Below are 17,631 nucleotides of genomic sequence, written 5' to 3'. Positions count from 1 at the left end.
AACCACACCACATGGACAGCGTCGAGATCCCCACGCCGGACGGCCCGCTGCACGCCCTGCGGTCCGGCTCGCAGGACCCGGCGGCGCCGGTCGTGCTCGCCGCCCACGGCATCACCGCCTCGGCGATGGCGTTCGCGGCGCTCGCCCGTGCCCTGCCCGCCGGCTGGACGCTGCTCGCCGTGGACCTGCGCGGCCGGGGACGCAGCAACGGCCTCCCCGGCCCGTTCGGCATGGACCGCCACGCCGAGGACCTCGCCACCGCCGCCCGCCACCTCGGCCGGCCCGTCGTCCTCGCCGGCCAGTCGATGGGCGCATACGCCGCGCTGCGGGCCGCGGTCCGGGAGCCCGGCCTGTACCGGCGCCTCGTGCTCATCGACGGCGGCCTGCCGCTGCCCGTCCCGCCCGGCGCGGACCCCGACGCGGTCCTGGAGGCGACCCTGGGCCCGGCGATCACCCGCCTGAGGATGACGTTCCCGACCGAGGACGCCTACGTCGACGTGTTCCGCAACCACCCGGCGCTCGCCGCGGACTGGAGCGCCGACCTCGACGCGTACGCCCGCTACGACGCCACCGGCGACCCCGGCGCGATCCGCTCCCGGGTGTCCCCGGCCGCCGTGGCGGAGGACGGCCGCGACCTGCTCGTCAACGCCGGCAGCTTCGGCGACGACCTGCGCGCGCTGCGCCTGCCGGCCGACCTGCTGCACGCCCCGCGCGGCATGTTCGGCCAGGAGCCCGGCCTGCTCCCGCAGCCCGTGGTCGACCACTGGACCGCGCAGACCGCCCTGCGCGCCGAGCTCGTCCCCGACTGCAACCACTACACGATCCTCACCACCCCCCGGGCCACCGCGCGGCTCGCCGAGGTCCTCACCGCACAGTGACGACCGGAGCGCCGCGACGGCGCGGACCGTCTGGTCCGCGCCGTCGCCCTGTTCCTGAAGTTGCCTGGCCGAGTCCCTCGTCGGGCCGCTACACGTGGTGGCCGCGGCGGGCGTAGAGGCCCGCGACCAGCCACACGCCGGCCGCGGCCAGCACGACCTGGATGAGGAGCTCGATCCAGTCGATGCCCGCTGTGTTGGCCACGCCGATCGCACCGGCGATGGCGGTGCCGATCAGGGCGGCGACGATGCCGATGACGATGGTCAGCCAGATCGGGATGTGCTGCTTGCCGGGCACGACCAGGCGCCCGAGCGCGCCGATGATCAGGCCGATGATGAGCGCGGAGATGATGCCGCCGACAGCCATCTGATGCCTCCAGATTTGCGGGGTTGCGCTACGTCGGCGTACGTGCCCGGCCGGAGGAGCTACCAAACCGTCTGCGGCTGACCCGGCCGCTCATTCCTGCGGTCCGGGTTCGTATTCTCGGCAGATGGCTCACGGCGGCGAACAGCGCCGGGTCGGACCGCCACAGCTCGGCAGCGAAGATGTCGATATGGCGAGCGGCTGGTGGCGATGTTGAACAGAACCTCGCGTCGATGATGGCCGCATCGGCGGGCCACCGATGTGCGGGGCGCTGGTTCGTGCCACCATCGTTGCGGCGCATCGACCATGCCCGACGTCGCCACAGGTGCCGGGTCCAGTTGCAGACTGCTGGCAATGTGGTGTGGAGCACCGGAGCTCATCGCGCCGGCGCGGGGCTGGACGGCGCGGGGAAGGAGCCGCAATGACCGATCCATGGTTCCTTCCGCCGCCGATCGACCCGGTCCGGTCCGCCGCGACGGTCCGCAACCACGACCGGCTGCAGGCCGTCGCCGCGACGGGGCTGAGGGACGCGCCGCACCGCCGGTTCGACACGATCGCCGAGCAGGTCCGCGCCAAGCTCCGCACGCCGGTCGCTCTGGTGGTGCTCGTCGAGGCGCACCGCCAGATCTTCCCGGGCGCGGCCGGGCTCCCCGAGCTGTGGCAACACAGCCGCCAGACGGCACTGACGCACTCGTTCTGCCAGTACGTCGTCGGCACCGACGACCGGCTCGTCGTGCGCGACGCCCGCCGTCATCCGCTGCTGCACACCAACGACGCGATCCGCGACCTCGGTGTCGTGGCCTACGCCGGCACCCCGCTCACCTCCCGCGACGGGCAGGTCCTCGGCGCCCTGTGCGCCATCGACAACCAGCCCAGAGACTGGTCCTCGGAGGAGCTCGCCGACCTCGACGCCCTGGCCACCGACTGCAGCGCGGCCCTGCACGCGCTCTCCCACGCCACGGCGACGCACCGCCCGCCACCGCCTGACGAGCGTTGCGGCAGCGACGGCCGCGACAGCGGCACCGGTCAGGACGATCCGGCCCGCGACGGACTGTGGTCGACCGCGGGACTGCCCAGCGGCCTGGTGTTCGACGGCCGGCCGCCGCTTCGGACCACGGCCACGTTCCTGGTCAGCGCCGCGCGGCTGCACGGCGAACCCGTCGCCGTCGGTTTCCGTCTCGTCGACACCGACGCGGCACGCCGCAGCCTGCACCGCCACATCGACGTGGCCCGGGCGTTCGACCGCCACCGGCCGCCCGTCGTCGTCGGCATGTACCGCTGGAGCGACGACGACCGCGTCCTCATCCTCACCCGCGCCATCGGCGACCCGCTCCGCGACGGCCCCGACACCGTCAGCGATCTCGACATCGAGCAGGTCCGCCGGATCATCCACACCGCCGCCCTGCTGTCCACCTGGCTGCCACCCGGCGACGCGCTGCAGCGCTGGCACGTCGACTACGAGCGCAGCATCGCCGCGCACCACCATGCCGGGCACCTCACCGACGACGACGCCCGCCGCACCCTCGCCCTCCTGCGACGCTGCGACGACGTCCGCACCTTCACCCACGGCAACCTCGTGCCCCACAACATCCAGCAGCTGCCCTCCGGCCGGCTCGGCCTGCTCGACTTCGGCGCCGCCGGGATGTACCTCACCGGCCTCGACCTCGCCACCCTCTACCTCACCACCGCCCATGACCCCGATGCCCGCCGCGAACTGCGCAACCGCGTCACCGACGCCGACATTTTGGATCCCTTCACCGTCAACCTGATGCTCGCCACCGCCCGCATGGCCGCCCACCACCACCCGACCGCGCCCAGCCCGGTCCTCGCCCGCCGCCGCAACGCCCTGATCCACGGCCGCCGCACCGCCCGGCAGCTGCTCCACGCCCTCACCGACGCGTGAACGGCCCCCCGGCGGTGCGGGCGAGCGCCGCGGCGCGGGTGCGGATGGTTCAAGATGGGGTGGTGATCGTGCCTGCCGTGTCGACGGCTGACTACCACACGGCCGGGGAGCCGTTCCGGATCGTGGCGGAGCCACCGGTGGCGCTGCCCGGACAGAGCGTCGCGGAGCGGCGGGTGCGGGCGATCGACAGCCCCGACGCGCAGCGGCTGCGGGAGCTGCTGTGCTTCGAGCCGCGGGGGCACGCCGACATGTACGGCGGGTTCGTCGTGCCGCCCGACGACGACGGGGCGCATCTCGGAGTGCTGTTCTGGCACAAGGACGGGTTCTCCACCGCCTGCGGGCACGGGACGATCGCGCTCGGGGTGTGGGCGGTGGACACCGGGATCGTCGAGGCGCCGCGGGACGGCACGGTCGACGTGGTCATCGACGTGCCGTCGGGCAGGGTCACGGCGCGGGTGCACCGCGACGCCGGGCGGAGCGTCGCCGTCGACTTCGTCAACGTGGCGAGCTACGTCATCGCCCGTGACGTGCCGCTCAGCACGTCCCGGGGAGCGCTCGCGGTGACCGTCAGCTACGGCGGGGCGATCTACGCCTGCGTCGACGCGGCGTCCGCCGGGCTGCGCGTCGACCCGGGCCACTATCAGGACCTGATCGCGCTGGGGCGGGAGGTGAAGTGGGCGCTCAACGACGGCCCGCACGCCGTGCACCCCAGCGACCCGCGGCTCAGCGGCGTGTACGGCACGATCCTGTTCGAGGACCTGGGGGTGGCCGACGGCCAGGTGCACCAGCGCAACGTCACCGTGTTCGCGGACGGGGAGGTCGACCGGTCGCCCTGCGGGTCGGGGACCTGCGCCCGGCTCGCCGCGCTCGCCGAACGGGACGGTGCGGTGACGCTGCGGCACGAGTCCATCGTCGGGTCCGTGTTCGCCGGCACGGTGGTCGCCGCCACCACGGTCGACGGGCGGGCGGCGGTCATCCCGCAGGTGACGGGGATGGCGTACCGGACGGGTGAGCACACGTTCGTCGTCGACCCCGCCGACCCGCTCGTGCCCGGGTTCGTGCTGCGGTGACCGGGCCGCTGATCCTCGACGCCGACGCCGTGCGGGACGCGTGCGGGCCCGCCGCGGCCGTCGCCGCGATCACCGCCGCGCTGCGGGCCGGCCTCGACCCGGCCGCCGACCCGCCGCGGCACGCCGTCGCCGTGCGGGCGGGCCAGTTCTTGCTCATGCCGTCGGAGGCGACCGGCACCCACGCCGGCATCAAGGTGGCGACCGTCGCGCCCGGCAACCCGGCCCGAGGGCTGCCCCGCATCCAGGCGTCCTACCTGCTGTTCGACGCCGAGTCGCTGGGCCTGGTCGCGGTGCTGGACGGCACGGCGCTGACGACGCTGCGCACGCCGGCGGTGTCCGTCGCCGCCGTCCTGCCGCGGCTGCAAACCATGCCGGACCCGTTGCGGGTGGCGGTGTTCGGGGCGGGGCCGCAGGCGCACGGGCACGCCGAGACCCTCGCCGCGGTGCTCCCCATCGCGACCGTCACGCACCTCACCCGCGGCCGCACGGGCGACCGGCCGGTCGAGGACGTGCTGCGCGAGGCCGACGTCGTCGTCTGCGCCACGACCGCGCGGGAGCCGCTCTTCGACGCCGGCCTGATCCGCGACACCGCGACCGTCATCGCCGTCGGCTCGCACGAGCCCGACGCCCGCGAGGTGCCGCCGGCGCTGTGCGCCCGCGCGACGGTCGTCGTCGAGGACGCCGCCACCGCCCTGCGCGAGGCCGGCGACGTCGGCATGGCCGTCCACGAGCGGCGACTGCGGCCCGAGGACCTGGTCCCGATGCGTGACGTCGTCACCGGCCGCGCCCACCCGCCCGCCGACCGGCCGCTGCTGTTCAAGAGCGTCGGCATGGCCTGGCAGGACCTCGTCACCGCGGAGGCCGTCCTGGCCGCCGTCAATGCGCGTTCGCGGCGCGGCCCTCGGTGACCAGCAGCACGACGGTGCTGTCCGGGGCGGCCCGCAGCGACCGCAGCGCGGCCAGCGGCGCGGCGCCGCAGGGGCCGGCGTCGACGCCGTAAGCGGACAGGTCGCGCATCGCCACGGCGGCCTGGGCGTCGGTGACGGTGGTGCACGCGTCGAGGCCGCTGCTGATGTACGGCCACGCGAGGCTCGACACGGTGCCGCAGTTGAGCCCGGCCATGCTGGTCGTGCCGGTCGCGACGGTGACCGGGTGGCCGGCGGCGACGCTCGCCAGGACGCACGCGGCGGAGTCCGGCTCGACGCTCACCACCGCCGTGCCGGGCGGGGCGCCGCGGCTGCGGTAGTGGGTGAGCGCGGCCTGCAGCAGCGAGCCGACGCCGGCGGGGACGACGACCAGGTCGGGACGGACGGGCAGCTCCGCGAACAGGGTGGAGTACCCGTCGACGATCCACCCCGGCACGTCCTCGTAGCCGTCCCACGCCATGTCCTGCACGAGCAGCCGGTCCCCGCCTTCTCCGCCGTCCCCGCCGACGGAGGAAGCGGCGGCGGCCGCGACGGCGGTGTCGTAGTCGCCGGGGACGTGGGTGACGTCGGCGCCCTCGTCGCGGATCGCCCGCACCGCCGCCGGGTGCACGCCGTCGGGCACGTAGACGGCGGCGCGGTGGCCGAACTGCCGGGCGAAGCGGGCTACGGCGCGGCCGTGGTTGCCGTCCGTCGCGGTGACGATCGTCGCCTGCCCCGCACCGCGCCGTGCGCGCAGCGCCCGGTGGATCGCCCAGGACGCGCCGAGCGCCTTGAACGCCGGCAGCCCCAGCCGCGTCGACTCGTCCTTGGCGTAGAGCCGGGCGACACCGGCCGCGGCGGCCAGCTCGGGCAGCTCGGTGAGCGGGGTCGGGGCGTACCCGGGAAGCCGCCGGTGGAAGTCCAGCACCTCGGCGGGTGCGGGCTCGCAGCGCCAGGCCGGGTCGCGGAGCGGGTTCGCGGCCGTCATGTGGTGGCGGCCGGCAGCGCGGTGCGGACCAGGTTGACGTAGTACGCGACGCCGGTGCTCAGGACGTCGTCGTTGAAGTCGTAGTCGGCGCTGTGCAGCGACGGGCCGCCGGCGCCGTTGCCGAGCAGCGCGAAGCAGCCGGGCACCCGGTTGCTGAACGCGCCGAAGTCCTCGCTGGCGGTCCACGGCGGGGTGTCGCCGTCGACGCGGTCCGCGCCGACGGTGAGCCGGGCCGCGGTCAGCGCGGTCGCCACGGCGGCGGGGTCGTTGACGGTCGGCTCGAACTCGTGCGTGTACGTGACCTCTGCCGTCGCGCCGTGCGCGGCGCAGATCCCGTCGGCGAGCTGCCGGATGCGGTGCTCCAGCGTCGACCTGGTCATCGTCGAGGAGTACCCGGACAGCCCGCAGCCGCCGGCCGCCGGCATCGACGTCGCGCCGCTGTGCGTCGACCCGATCAGGCTGGCGCACCCGCGGACGGTGCGCACCCCGCAGAACCAGGCGGCGCTCGCCGCCCTCGCCGGTCACCCGTGGGTGCTGGAGCCCGCGGGGACGGCGGCGAGGGCGTGGGCGGTCGCCGTCTGCCGCAAGGCCGGCTTCGAGCCCGACGTCCGCTACGAGAGCAGCGACCTGCTGCTGCACGTCCGCCTCGTCGAGTCCGGCCACGCCGCCGCGTTTCTGCCCTACCTCACCTGGCGCGGCCGCCGCCCCACCGTCGCGACCCGCCCGCTGCCGAAGCCCCAGTCCCACCGCCGCATCTCCACCGCCGTCCGCCAGGGCCACGCCGACCACCCCGCGATCCGCTCCCTCCGCCAGGCCCTCACCTCGGCGCTGCCCAGCTGACCGGACCTGACCGGCTCCGTGCGCGGGTGGCTCCGCACCTGGGCCGACGGCCGCGACGTGTGGGGCGGGGCGCTCGGCTACCGCTGACCGTCCAGCCAGGGCCGGCGTCCCGGTCCGGTCGGATGTGTGCCGGTGACGCCCATGACGACGGAGTAGAGGCTTGTCTCGGCGGCGATGAAGAGGCGGTTGCGTTTGGCGCCGCCCCAGGAGACGTTGGCGACCGATTCGGGGACCCGCAGCCGTCCGAGCAGCGTGCCGTCGGGGTCGTAGCAGTGCACGCCGTCGCTCATCGCGGCGGCCCAGAGCCGGCCGGCGTCGTCGAAGCGGAGGTTGTCGAAGCGGGCCCGGTCGCGGGTCGCCGCCTCGGCGAAGATGCGGTCCTTGGACAGGGTGCCGTCGTCGCGGACGTCGAAGACCCGGATGACGCCCGCCCGGGTGTCGGAGACGTACAGTTGCCGCTCGTCGGCGGAGAAGACCAGGCCGTTCGGGGCGCCGAAGCAGTCGGCGACCAGCCGCACCTCGCCGGTGGCGGGGTCGATCCGGTAGACGTTGTTGGAGCCGATCTCGCTGTCTGCCCGGTAGCCCTCGTAGTCGCTGGTGATGCCGAAGTCCGGGTCGGAGAACCAGATCGACCCGTCGGACTTCACCGTGGCGTCGTTCGGGCTGTTCAGGCGCTTGCCCTGCCACCGGTCCGCCAGCACGGTGACGGTGCCGTCGGGTTCGGTCCGGGTCACCCGCCGGTTGCCCTGCTCGCAGGTGACCAGCCGGCCCTGACGGTCGAGGGTGTTGCCGTTGGGGTGCCCGGCGCCGCGGCGGAAGACGCTGACCGTGCCGGTCTCCTCGTCCCAGCGCAGCATCCGGTCGTTGGGGATGTCGCTCCAGATAACCTGCCGCCAGGCGGGGAGGTAGATCGGCCCTTCCGCCCACCGGCAGCCCGTGTGCAGGACCTCCAGCCGTTCGTCACCGTTCATGCACCGCCCCGCACGGAACCGGTCGTCGAACATCTCGTACAGCGCGGGGGAATCACCGCTCATGGAAACTTCCTCCCAGTTCCTGCAAGCACCGAACCACATCCTGTCTTCAGCTCAGAGTGCAGGATGCGGTACGGTGAATGCAAGCAACAGCCGGACGGAGGACCGTGGACCAGATCGACAGGACGCTGCTGGGGAAGCTGCAGGAGGACGCCGGCCAGCCCTACGCCGAGCTGGGCCGGGCCGTCGGGCTGTCCGCCGGCGCGGCCCACGAGCGCGTGCGGAAGCTGCGCGAGCGCGGCGTCATCCGGCGCACCACGGTCGAGGTCGACCCGGCCGCCGTGGGCGGCGGCGTCCTGGCCTTCGTGATGGTCGACTCGGACGCCTGGATGGGCGACTCGGCGGACGCGTTCGCGGCGCTGCCCGAGGTCCTGGAGGCGCACGTCATCGCCGGCAGCGCGTCGGTCATGGTGAAGGTCAGGACGACGAGCACCACCCACCTGCAGGATGTGCTCCGCCGGATCTACGCGATCGACGGGGTCAGCGGCACGCAGGCCACCGTGGTGCTGGAGACCTTCTTCGAGCGCCCCGTCTCGCCGCAGGCCTGACGGCGCGCTTCAGAATCCGATGGGTTCGCGCAGCAGCAGGACGGTGCCGCGGCCGGGTTCGAGCTCCGCGTTGAGGATGAGCACGCGGTTCGCGGCGCTGGGCCGGCCGTAGGCCGCCTGGGCGCGGGCGCTCTCCAGCGGCAGGCAGTGCGCCTCGACGCGGTGCAGGGCGGCGTTCAGGTCGGGCACGACCTTCTGCGCGCCGACGATCCAGATGGCGTGGCCGGCGGCGCCGGCGTAGCCGGGCAGCTGGGAGCCGCTGGCCGAGGCGACGACGAGGGAGCCGGTCTCGGTGACCGCGGCGACACTGCCCACGATGACGTCGGGGCTGGCGATCAGCCGCCAGATGTCGCGGGTGCCGGTGGCCCGGTCCATCGTCAGGGTCCGTGACTTGACCGCGTCGTAGCGCCCGCCGCCGTTGATGTCCGCGTCGATGCCGGACACCCGCAGCGTCTCGCTGGCACCGGTGAACACGCTGGCGCCCTCGGGGATCAGCCCCTCGACGCGGGCCCGGGCCGCGGCGGCGTCGTCGAGGACCTCGACGGCGAAGTTGTTCGCCCGCAGCGCCGCCGCGGTCCGCTGCAGCCGCGCCTCGGACGCCGCACCGGTGAACGCGGAGGGTTCGGCGTCCGTGGCGGCGGGCGCCGAGCCGGCCAGCGGGCTGGTGTCCAGGTACCTGACCTCGTAGACCCGCTCCACGAACTTCCAGCCGTCGCCGGTGCGCCGGTAGCGGTCGTGGTAGATGGCGAAGTTCTGCCCCTGGCGGCCGTCGCGGGTGCGCGCGATCTCCTGGATGTAGGTGCGGCCGGTCGCGGTGTCGCCGTCGAGCTGGACCGTGCCGGGGTGGGTGTTCTGCACGAAGAACTCCCACTGGGCCTGCAGCCGCTCACCCCCGGCGCGGATCTGCGCCGGCCCGACCAGCTCGACCGGGATGTTCGGCATCCGCAGCACGCCGTCGTCGGTGAACAGCGCGGCGAGGCGGGCGCGGTCGCGCATCATCGCCGCGTCGGTGAACTCGCCGCGCAGCGCCTCGATCTCGACGCGGTCCGCGATCGCCTGGAAGTCCGTCATCGGTGTCCCCTGCCCGTTGGATGATGGGTTCGTCTCACCGGGTCCGACAGCACAGCGCACCGGAGTGTGAGGCGACGAGGCCGACCTCACAATCCGGGGGGCTGCCGTGTCGTACCGGTGAAGCACCTGCCACCGAGGGAGCCGTCGCGGCCATGACCACCCCAGCGATCGTCAACGAGCGCCGTCAGCTGATCAATCTGGCCTACCGGCTGCTGGGCTCCCTCGCGGAGGCCGAGGACGCCGTGCAGGAGACGTATGCCCGCTGGTACGCCATGCCCCGCGAGCAGCAGCGGGCCATCGAGTCGCCCGGCGCCTGGCTGACGACGGTCGCCAGCCGCATCTGCCTCAACCTGCTCGGCTCGGCCCGGGCCCGGCGGGAGCGCTACGTGGGCGAGTGGCTCCCGGAGCCGCTGCCCGACCGCACGGAGTGGACCGGCGGCGCCCCGGCCGACCCGGCCGATCCCGCCGACCGGGTCACCCTCGACGAGTCCGTCAACATGGCGTTTCTCGTGATGCTCGAGTCGATGACGCCGGCCGAACGGGTCGCGTTCATCCTCCACGACGTCTTCCGCTACCCGTTCGCCGAGATCGCCGAGATCGTCGGCCGCACCCCGGCGGCGTGCCGCCAGCTGGCCTCGTCGGCCCGCCGCCGCATCCGCGCCGCGCAGCCTCCGGCGACCCCGCCGGCCCGGCAGGCCGCCGTCGTCCGGGCCTTCAAGGCGGCCTGGGAGGCCAAGGACGTCGACGCGCTCATCGGCCTGCTCGACCCTGGTGCCACGGCGGTCGCCGACGGCGGCGGCCTGGCCACCACCTTCCTCCAGCCGATCGAGGGCGGCGCGCGGATCGCCCGCGCCTGGGTCGAGATCGCCGAGCGGGCCCCGCGGGACACGACGTTCCTGGAACGCACCGTCAACGGGCGGCCCGGCCTGGTCGCCCGGCACGCCGGCCGGACCCTGACGGTGTTCGCGTTCACCGTCACCGGCGACCGGATCACCCGCATCTGGGTGGTCCGCAACCCGGAGAAGCTCCGGCAGTGGATGACCGCCTGAGGCGGCGGCGCCGGCCGGCATGTGGTACTCCTGTCGATGATCGCATCGACGGAAGGGGCACCCCTTGATCGAAGATCAGGTCACCGCCGGCGCGTTCGCCGGGCGGCTCCTGGACGACGGGCTGTCGCCCCGGGCGTTCGGCGAAGGCCCGCCGGCGAGCGCGTGGGCCGGGGCGGGTGACGCGCTGCGGCAGCTGGGGCTCGATCCCGGCGCCGAGGTCCACGTGCGGGACCTGGTCGCGGTCCTCGAGGGGCGGCACACCCGCACGCCGGCGCGGGTGCTGCGCGAGCCGGTCTTCTACGACCTGGTGTTCATGGCGCCGCGTTCGGTGTCGGTCGCCTGGTCGCTGCTCGGCACCGACGGGCGGGCCGGCATCGAGCAGGCCGTGCTGGCCGGCGGCCGCACCCTGCTGACGCACCTGACGCGCATCGCGCCGCTGGCCGGCGGCACACGGCTGCCCCGGTCGTTCGTCGCCGCGCTGGTGCTGCACGCCGTCGGCACCCGCTCGCCCGTCCCTGGTGCCGACCCTGGTGCCGTCCCGCCCGTCCTGCACGTGCACGGCTGCCTGTTCGCGGTGCAGGACGGCGACGGCTCGCTGACCGCGCCGCACGAGCCGACCCTCGCCGGCGAGGACCTCCAGCGCGAGTGCGACGCCGTCGCCGGCGCCGACCTCGCCCACCGGCTGAGCGTGCTGGGCTACCAGGTCAGGAACACCGCCCTCGCCGGCACCGGCCACACCTTCGAGCTCGACGGGGTGCCCGCGGCGCTCATCGACGACGAGGCGTACTGGAGCAACACCGGCTGCGCCGCCGGCGCGTCCTGACCCGCCGCACGCAGCTCCCCGGAGCCATCGACGGCATCGAAGCACTTGACATGCCGGAGACGCCGACGTGACACTTCGGGCAGTGCTGAGAGCGCTCTCACCGACATCACCAGCGGCGGCACCGCCAACGGCACCAAGCTCCAGCTGTGGGACTGCAACGGCACCGGCGCGCAGCAGTGGGTCGCGCAGGCCGACGGGTCGCTGCGCAACCCGCAGTCCGGACGGTGCATGGACTCCCCCAGCGGCGCCACCGCCAACGGCACCCGGCTGCAGATCTGGGACTGCAACGGCACCGGCGCCCAGAAGTTCGCCGTCACCACCACACCGCCGCCGAGCGGCACCTGCCCGACCTACTCCGACACCCCGGACCTGGGCCCCAACGTCCACGTGTACGACCACGGGATGAGCGACGCGGCGATCCAGTCCTCGCTCAACAGCGTCTTCGAGGCGCAGAAGAGCACGCAGACCGCGCAGTTCGCGACCAGGCGCGACGCGCTGCTGTTCAAGCCCAGCGCCACCCCGTACAACGTGGGCGCCAACATCGGGTTCAACACCTCGATCGCCGGTCTCGGCCTCAACCCCGACGACACCAGGATCAACGGCGCGGTCACCGTCGACGCCTTCAACGCCAGCGACGCCGGCAACGCGACCCAGAACTTCTGGCGCTCGACGGAGAACCTGTCGGTGAACACGCTCGGCGGCACCAACCGGTGGGCGGTCGCGCAGGCGGCGCCGTTCCGGCGGATGCACATCATCGGCGGGCTCAACCTGTTCCCCGCCAGCTACGGCTGGGCCAGCGGCGGCTACATCTCCGACTCGAAGATCGACGGCAACACCGAGTCCGCGTCGCAGCAGCAGTGGTACACCAAGGACAGCACGCTCGGCAGCTGGAGCGGCTCGAACTGGAACATGGTCTTCTCCGGCACCCCCGGCGCGCCGGCCACGAACTTCAACACCAACCCGGCCGCCGGCCCGCGGTACACCACCCTCGGCACCACACCCGTCTCGCGGGACGTGCCGTACCTGTACATCGACGGCGCCGGCAAGTACCGGGTGTTCCTGCCGTCGCTGCGCACCAACGCGTCCGGGCCCAGCTGGGCCGGCGGCTCGACGCCCGGCTCGTCGCTGCCGATGAGCACCTTCTACGTCGCCAGGCCCAGCGACTCCGCCGCGACGATCAACACGGCGTTCGCCAACGGCTGCAACGTCCTCTTCACCCCCGGCGTCTACCACGTCAACCAGACGCTGCACGTCACGAAGGCCAACACGGTCGTGCTCGGCCTCGGGTACGCCACCATCATCCCCGACAACGGCGTCAACGCGATGGACGTCGCCGACGTCGACGGGGTCCGGCTCAAGGGCCTGCTCTTCGACGCCGGCACCACCAACAGCGACACGCTGCTGAAGGTCGGCCTGGCCAAGACCGGGGTGTCGCACGCCGCGAACCCGACCACGATCCAGGACGTGTTCTTCCGCATCGGCGGCATGGTCGCCGGCAAGGCCACCAACAGCCTGGTCGTCAACACCAACAACACGATCATCGACCACATCTGGGCGTGGCGCGCCGACCACGGCAGCGGCGTCGGCTGGACGGTCAACACCGCCGACAACGGCCTCACCGTCAACGGCGACAACGTCCTGGCGACCGGCCTGTTCGTCGAGCACTACCAGAAGAACGAGGTCGTCTGGAACGGCGCCGGCGGCAGGATCGTGTTCTTCCAGAACGAGATGCCGTACGACCCGCCGAACCAGGCCGCGTGGATGAACGGCTCCACCCAGGGCTACCCGGCGATCAAGGTCGGCTCCGCGGTCACCACGTTCGAGGCATGGGGCCTGGGCAGCTACTGCTTCTTCAACGTCAACAACAGCGTCGCGTCCGCCCGCGCCTTCGAGGTCCCGGCCGTGGCGGGCGTCAAGTTCCACAACATGGCGATCGTGTCCCTCGGCGGCGTCGGCACCATCTCGCACGTCATCAACAACACCGGCGCGGCCGCGAACTCCACGACCAACAACGTGTACCTGCTCAACTTCCCGTAAGACGCCTGGACATGCATCCGCGAGTCCCAGCCATGGAAGGCCGCCGGTCCGCGCGCTGAGATGGGTGCATGACAACGCTTGTCCTCGGCGGCACCGGCAAGACGGGACGCCGCGTCGCGCAACGCCTGCGCGGCGCCGGCGTCCCCGTCCGTATCGGCTCCCGCACCGCCCCGCAACCCTTCGACTGGACCGACCCGGCGACGTGGCAACCGGCCCTGTCCGGCGTCCGCAGCGTGTACGTGTCGTATCAGCCGGACCTCGCCGCACCCGGCGCACCGCAGGCCATCCAGGCGTTCACCGACCTCGCCGCCGCCTCCGGCGTCACCCGGCTCGTGCTGCTGTCCGGCCGCGGCGAGGACGAGGCGGCCGTGTGCGAGCAGATCGTGCGGTCCGCCGGCGTCGAGTCGACGGTCCTGCGCTGCAGCTGGTTCAACCAGAACTTCAGCGAGGACCACCTCCTGGAGCCGGTCCTCGCCGGCGAGGTCGCGCTGCCCGTCGGCGACGTCCCGGAGCCGTTCGTCGACGCCGACGACATCGCCGACGTCGCCGTCGCGGCGCTCACCGAGGAGGGCCACGACGGCCAGGTGTACGAGCTGACCGGCCCGCGCCTGCTCACCTTCGCCGGCGCGGTCGCCGAGATCGCCGCCGCGACCGGCCGCGACATCACGTTCGTCCAGGTGCCGGCCGCCGACTACGCGGCGCAGTTGCCGCCGGAGCTCGCCGACCTGCTGATGTACCTGTTCACGACCGTGCTCGACGGCCGCAACGCCCACCTGACCGACGACGTGCGGCTCATCCTCGGCCGGGAGCCCCGGGACTTCGCCGACTACGCCAAGCAGACGGCCGGCACCTGGATCGTATGACGGTTCAGTACACGTACGGCCAGCCCGCCGCGTCGTAGCCGAGGCGGTTGATGCCCAGCAGCGACGCGCCGTTGTCGGCGTAGTAGTGGTACACGAGCTGGTCGCCGTCGCTGTCGGCGAGGACCGCCTCGTGGCCCGGGCCGTGGATGCTGCCGTGCGACGCCAGGACCTGCGTGCCGCCCCCGGACGTCATCGCGAGACCGGCCCTGTCGACGTACGGGCCGGTCGGGCTCGCCGAACGCCCCACCATCACCCGGTACGTGCTGCTCGCACCCTGGCAGCAGCGGTCGAACGACACGTACAGGTAGTACCAGGCGCCGCGCTTGACGATGAACGGCGCCTCGATGCCCGGGCCGTAGCTCGCGAGGCTGTGCACCGTCGTGCCGGACCGCTTGCCGGTGGCCGGGTCGAGCGGGATCAGCTTGATGCCGGTCCAGAACGACCCGAACGACAGCCACCACCGGCCCTGGTCGTCGACCAGCAGGTTCGGGTCGATGGCGTTGAAGTTGTCCGACGTCCGGGACTCGACGACGAGACCCTGGTTGGCCCAGCTGCCGGACGCGCCGGTGGTGCTGGTCGCCAGGAAGATCGCCGAGTGGTTGGAGCCGAACGTCGACGCCGAGTAGTACAGGTAGTAGCGGCCGTTGCGGAACGAGAGGTCCGGCTCCCCCATCACGCCCACGCCGGCGCGGGGACCCAGCTCACGTCGTCGGCCCACAGCCCGGTCGCGTCCCAGGCGTTCGAGCCGCCGTTGCTGGCGATGTACACGTTGTTGTTGTAGTGCCGGATGAACCGGTCCGGGAAGTTCGCCGACGCGAACGAGTTGCCCTGCCCGTTGCGGCCAGTCTGCGGGCAGAACGTCGCGTCGGAGGCGAACAGCGCCGAGCCGTCGTTGGCGTGCAGGAACAGCTGGTAGTTCTGGTGCCGCAGGTAGCTGCCGGCGGCGTTGCGCGCCTCGAACGAGACACAGGCGCTGTTGGCGAGGCCGGCGCGGACCGTGAACGACGCGTTGCTCTTGTCGGTGGCGGAGCTGGACGCGCTGACCACCTGGGTGGAGACGGTCGCGCCGGAGTGGCTGATGTACCGGGTGGTGCAGCACGCGGTGGTGGCCTGCAGCGACACGTTCGACCCGACCGCCGGGCCGCTGGTGGAGCCGGACGTGCCGTAGCCGGCGGCGACGATGTTGGCCTGCACGGCGTTCTCCGTCGCGTCCGACGGGTAGCCCGACGTCATCACGCCCTCGTAGAAGGTGCCGGCGGCGCCGACGCTGTTGTCGCCGCCGATGCCGAGGATGATGGCGCCCTCCTTCTTCATCGGGTTGTAGCCGGCGACGTTCGGCCGGGCCCCGTTGTAGAACGTGCCGAGGCTGCCGGACTGGGCGTTGCCCCCGCGGATCGCCCAGTGGTTCGGCTCGCCCTTGACGATCGCGGTGAGGAACCGGTGGCTGATGCTCGGGTCGCCGGCGTTGTAGCGCTGGTTCACGCCGGAGAACAGGCCGTTCTCCAGGTCGGCCATGATCCACGGGCCGTTGCCGGCGCCGTAGCCCCAGACCTTGTTGCTGCCGAAGTAGATGGCCTCCATCGTGCCGTTGCCGTTGTCGCGGCTGTTGGTCTCGGCGTTGCCGTAGTCGAAGCAGCAGCCACCGTTGTAGTGGGTGCCGTCGAAGATCGCGTACATGCCCTCCGGCTGGTCACCCTTGGCGATGCCGTTGGTGGCGTTGTTGCGGTACCCGGTGCCGGGCGCCACGAACACGCCGTACACCTTGTGCCCGCCGACCGTGACCGGCGCGGCCGTGGCGTTGGCGAGGTTGTCGTAACCACCCGCGGCGGGGCCGTTGAAGCCGCCGGGCGGCGCCTGCGTGAGCCGGTTGTTGCGGCCCGTCTGGTCGTAGATGATCGTGATCAGGCACGACGTGCCGGCGCAGAAGCTGTCCTGCGTGGCGGCGTTGGCATAGCTGCCGGCACTGACCGGCGCGATGTCCCTGGTGGTGTTGTCGGAGGCGCGGCGGACCTGGTAGAGCGGGCCGCTGTACGTGCCGTAGAGCGCGCGGGTGGTGCTGTGCGCCGCGACGCACGGGGTGCCGCCGGCGGCGTAGATGTCGCACGGCTGGCTGGTCGCCGCCTGCGAGGTGCCGGCGCCGGCGACGAGGACGCCGGTGAGCAGCGCCCCGGCGAACGCTCCGGCGAGGGCGGCGCGGCGCAGGCGCCGCCGGGTCGGTCGTTGAGTCATCATGACTCCTTCCGTAGTGGTCGCCAACGCGCGGCGGACGGTTGGCGGAAGCGATGTTATCGCTCACATCAATGATGTCAAGCACATCGATCTCCGCACCTTGGGCTGCTCACAACTGAAAGGTGAGCGCCAACATCCACGGCGGTGTAAGTTTTAGCCACCGGAAATTCGCTGGCGCCGGACGGGCCACCGGTGTTGCCTGGCGCGCGTGATCATCATCAGCGCCGCGAACGGCGCGTTCGGCCGGCTCGTCATCGACCACCTGCGCACCCACCACCCGCACCTGCCCCTCGCCGCCGCGGTCCGCGACCCCACCCGCTGCGCCGACCTCACCACCCTCGGTGTCGACGTCCGCCACGGCGACTACGACGACCCCGGCACGCTGCGCACCGCCTTCCAGGGCGCGGACCGGCTGCTGCTCATCTCGTCCCCCGAGCTCGACCCCGACCGCCGGACCCGCCAGCACCGCAACGCCCTCGACGCGGCCGTCGCCGCCGGTGTACGGACCGTCGCCTACACCAGCTTCCTCGGCGCCGACCGGTCCGGCGACGGCCTCAACGCCGCCCACCACGCCACCGAACGCGCGATCGCCGACAGCGGGCTCCCCGCCACGATCCTGCGCAACCCCTTCTACTCCGAGGCGTTCGTCAACCCGACCCTCCGCGACGCCACCACCCTTCCCGACGGCACCGGCGGCCGTGCCCTCAACACCGCACCACGGTCCGACCTCGCAGCGGCGGCGGCGACGGTACTGGTGGACGACGCGCACCTCGGCCGCTCCTACGACCTCACCGGTCCACTATGGACATACGCGGACCTGGCGGCGGCCGTCACCGACCTGACCGGCCGCCACGTCGACGCCGTCGCCACGGACGACGTGCCCGGCCCGCTCGGCTTCCTCATGCGCCTCGCCAAGGCCGGCATGCTCGAACGCCAGACCCCCGACCTCGAGCACCTCCTGGGCCGCCCGCCCACCACCCTCCGTGAGGCCACGGCCGCCGCGCTCGGCGCCGCCCCCGCCTGACCGCACCGGCC

Annotated in this window: 18 protein-coding genes; 11 read left to right on the top strand and 7 right to left on the bottom strand. The window is 72.9% G+C overall.

All coding sequences use genetic code 11. The features are described 5' to 3' along the window. Positions 1-11: 11 nt before the first annotated feature. The gene (locus tag AB0I21_RS24545) at positions 12-878 is read left to right on the top strand and encodes an alpha/beta hydrolase (protein ID WP_360564447.1); all 867 of its coding nucleotides are present in this window, start codon (positions 12-14) and stop codon (positions 876-878) included. A gap of 88 nt (positions 879-966) precedes the next feature. Here the strand turns inward: AB0I21_RS24545 and AB0I21_RS24540 are convergent, their stop codons facing one another. Next, positions 967-1,242: a GlsB/YeaQ/YmgE family stress response membrane protein gene (locus tag AB0I21_RS24540; RefSeq protein WP_360564446.1), complete on the bottom strand. Its 276-nt coding sequence runs from the start codon at positions 1,240-1,242 to the stop codon at positions 967-969. 418 nt (positions 1,243-1,660) lie between these two features. On the opposite strand from AB0I21_RS24540, the gene AB0I21_RS24535 reads away from it, so the two are divergent. The 3 genes from AB0I21_RS24535 (at position 1,661) to AB0I21_RS24525 (ending at position 5,120) form a co-directional block, all read left to right on the top strand. Next, positions 1,661-3,142, top strand: a complete 1,482-nt coding sequence (locus AB0I21_RS24535; RefSeq protein WP_360564444.1) for a GAF domain-containing protein — start codon at positions 1,661-1,663, stop codon at positions 3,140-3,142. A gap of 77 nt (positions 3,143-3,219) precedes the next feature. Then, positions 3,220-4,212, top strand: a complete 993-nt coding sequence (locus AB0I21_RS24530; protein ID WP_360564442.1) for a proline racemase family protein — start codon at positions 3,220-3,222, stop codon at positions 4,210-4,212. Continuing rightward, positions 4,209-5,120: an ornithine cyclodeaminase family protein gene (locus AB0I21_RS24525; protein ID WP_360564440.1), complete on the top strand. Its 912-nt coding sequence runs from the start codon at positions 4,209-4,211 to the stop codon at positions 5,118-5,120. The genes AB0I21_RS24530 and AB0I21_RS24525 overlap by 4 nt, the downstream gene beginning before the upstream one ends. Here the strand turns inward: AB0I21_RS24525 and AB0I21_RS24520 are convergent. After that, complete coding sequence (locus AB0I21_RS24520; protein ID WP_360564438.1) at positions 5,089-6,105, bottom strand: pyridoxal-phosphate dependent enzyme; 1,017 nt, start codon at positions 6,103-6,105, stop codon at positions 5,089-5,091. The two genes, AB0I21_RS24525 and AB0I21_RS24520, sit on opposite strands and share 32 nt — an antisense overlap. Continuing rightward, positions 6,102-6,485 (bottom strand): M20/M25/M40 family metallo-hydrolase, encoded by a 384-nt coding sequence (locus AB0I21_RS24515; RefSeq protein WP_360564436.1) that lies wholly within the window; start codon positions 6,483-6,485, stop codon positions 6,102-6,104. The genes AB0I21_RS24520 and AB0I21_RS24515 overlap by 4 nt, the downstream gene beginning before the upstream one ends. On the opposite strand from AB0I21_RS24515, the gene AB0I21_RS24510 reads away from it, so the two are divergent. Then, on the top strand, positions 6,457-6,945 hold the full coding sequence (locus tag AB0I21_RS24510) for a LysR substrate-binding domain-containing protein (protein WP_360564435.1): 489 nt from the start codon (positions 6,457-6,459) through the stop codon (positions 6,943-6,945). The genes AB0I21_RS24515 and AB0I21_RS24510 overlap by 29 nt on opposite strands. Positions 6,946-7,022: 77 nt before the next feature. Here the strand turns inward: AB0I21_RS24510 and AB0I21_RS24505 are convergent, their stop codons facing one another. After that, positions 7,023-7,979 carry an SMP-30/gluconolactonase/LRE family protein gene (locus AB0I21_RS24505; protein WP_360564434.1) on the bottom strand — a complete coding sequence of 319 codons (957 nt, stop codon included), beginning with the start codon at positions 7,977-7,979 and terminating at the stop codon, positions 7,023-7,025. 77 nt (positions 7,980-8,056) lie between these two features. Between AB0I21_RS24505 and AB0I21_RS24500 the strand changes: the two genes are divergently transcribed. Beyond that, a complete protein-coding gene (locus tag AB0I21_RS24500; RefSeq protein WP_360564432.1) occupies positions 8,057-8,524 on the top strand; it encodes an Lrp/AsnC family transcriptional regulator in 468 nt (155 codons plus the stop codon). Positions 8,525-8,533: 9 nt separating this feature from the next. Here the strand turns inward: AB0I21_RS24500 and AB0I21_RS24495 are convergent, their stop codons facing one another. Further along, on the bottom strand, positions 8,534-9,595 hold the full coding sequence (locus AB0I21_RS24495) for a nuclear transport factor 2 family protein (protein WP_360564430.1): 1,062 nt from the start codon (positions 9,593-9,595) through the stop codon (positions 8,534-8,536). Between the two features lie 152 nt (positions 9,596-9,747). Here AB0I21_RS24495 and sigJ point away from each other — a divergent pair, with 152 nt between their 5' ends. From sigJ to AB0I21_RS24475, 4 genes are all read left to right on the top strand, one after another. Next, a complete protein-coding gene (gene sigJ, locus AB0I21_RS24490) occupies positions 9,748-10,644 on the top strand; it encodes an RNA polymerase sigma factor SigJ (protein ID WP_360564428.1) in 897 nt (298 codons plus the stop codon). Between the two features lie 64 nt (positions 10,645-10,708). Next, positions 10,709-11,467: a relaxase domain-containing protein gene (locus tag AB0I21_RS24485; protein WP_360564426.1), complete on the top strand. Its 759-nt coding sequence runs from the start codon at positions 10,709-10,711 to the stop codon at positions 11,465-11,467. Positions 11,468-11,512: 45 nt separating this feature from the next. Further along, positions 11,513-13,504, top strand: a complete 1,992-nt coding sequence (locus AB0I21_RS24480) for an RICIN domain-containing protein (RefSeq protein ID WP_360564424.1) — start codon at positions 11,513-11,515, stop codon at positions 13,502-13,504. Between the two features lie 68 nt (positions 13,505-13,572). Next, complete coding sequence (locus tag AB0I21_RS24475; protein ID WP_360564422.1) at positions 13,573-14,367, top strand: NmrA family transcriptional regulator; 795 nt, start codon at positions 13,573-13,575, stop codon at positions 14,365-14,367. A 4-nt stretch (positions 14,368-14,371) separates the two neighbouring features. On the opposite strand, the gene AB0I21_RS24470 is transcribed toward AB0I21_RS24475, so the two are convergent. Both AB0I21_RS24470 and AB0I21_RS24465 read right to left on the bottom strand, forming a co-directional pair. Continuing rightward, positions 14,372-15,040, bottom strand: a complete 669-nt coding sequence (locus AB0I21_RS24470) for an arabinan endo-1,5-alpha-L-arabinosidase (RefSeq protein WP_360564420.1) — start codon at positions 15,038-15,040, stop codon at positions 14,372-14,374. After that, positions 15,040-16,596: an alpha-L-arabinofuranosidase B gene (locus AB0I21_RS24465; protein ID WP_360564418.1), complete on the bottom strand. Its 1,557-nt coding sequence runs from the start codon at positions 16,594-16,596 to the stop codon at positions 15,040-15,042. Before AB0I21_RS24465 ends, AB0I21_RS24470 begins: the two co-directional genes overlap by 1 nt. A gap of 208 nt (positions 16,597-16,804) precedes the next feature. Between AB0I21_RS24465 and AB0I21_RS24460 the strand changes: the two genes are divergently transcribed. Then, positions 16,805-17,620: an NAD(P)H-binding protein gene (locus tag AB0I21_RS24460; protein ID WP_360564416.1), complete on the top strand. Its 816-nt coding sequence runs from the start codon at positions 16,805-16,807 to the stop codon at positions 17,618-17,620. Positions 17,621-17,631: the final 11 nt, after the last annotated feature.

This window comes from Dactylosporangium sp. NPDC050588 (assembly GCF_040654975.1).
Lineage (GTDB): Bacteria > Actinomycetota > Actinomycetes > Mycobacteriales > Micromonosporaceae > Dactylosporangium > Dactylosporangium maewongense.
The sequence above is the reverse complement of the archived record's forward strand: the minus strand, read 5'-3'. Positions and strand labels throughout refer to the sequence as shown.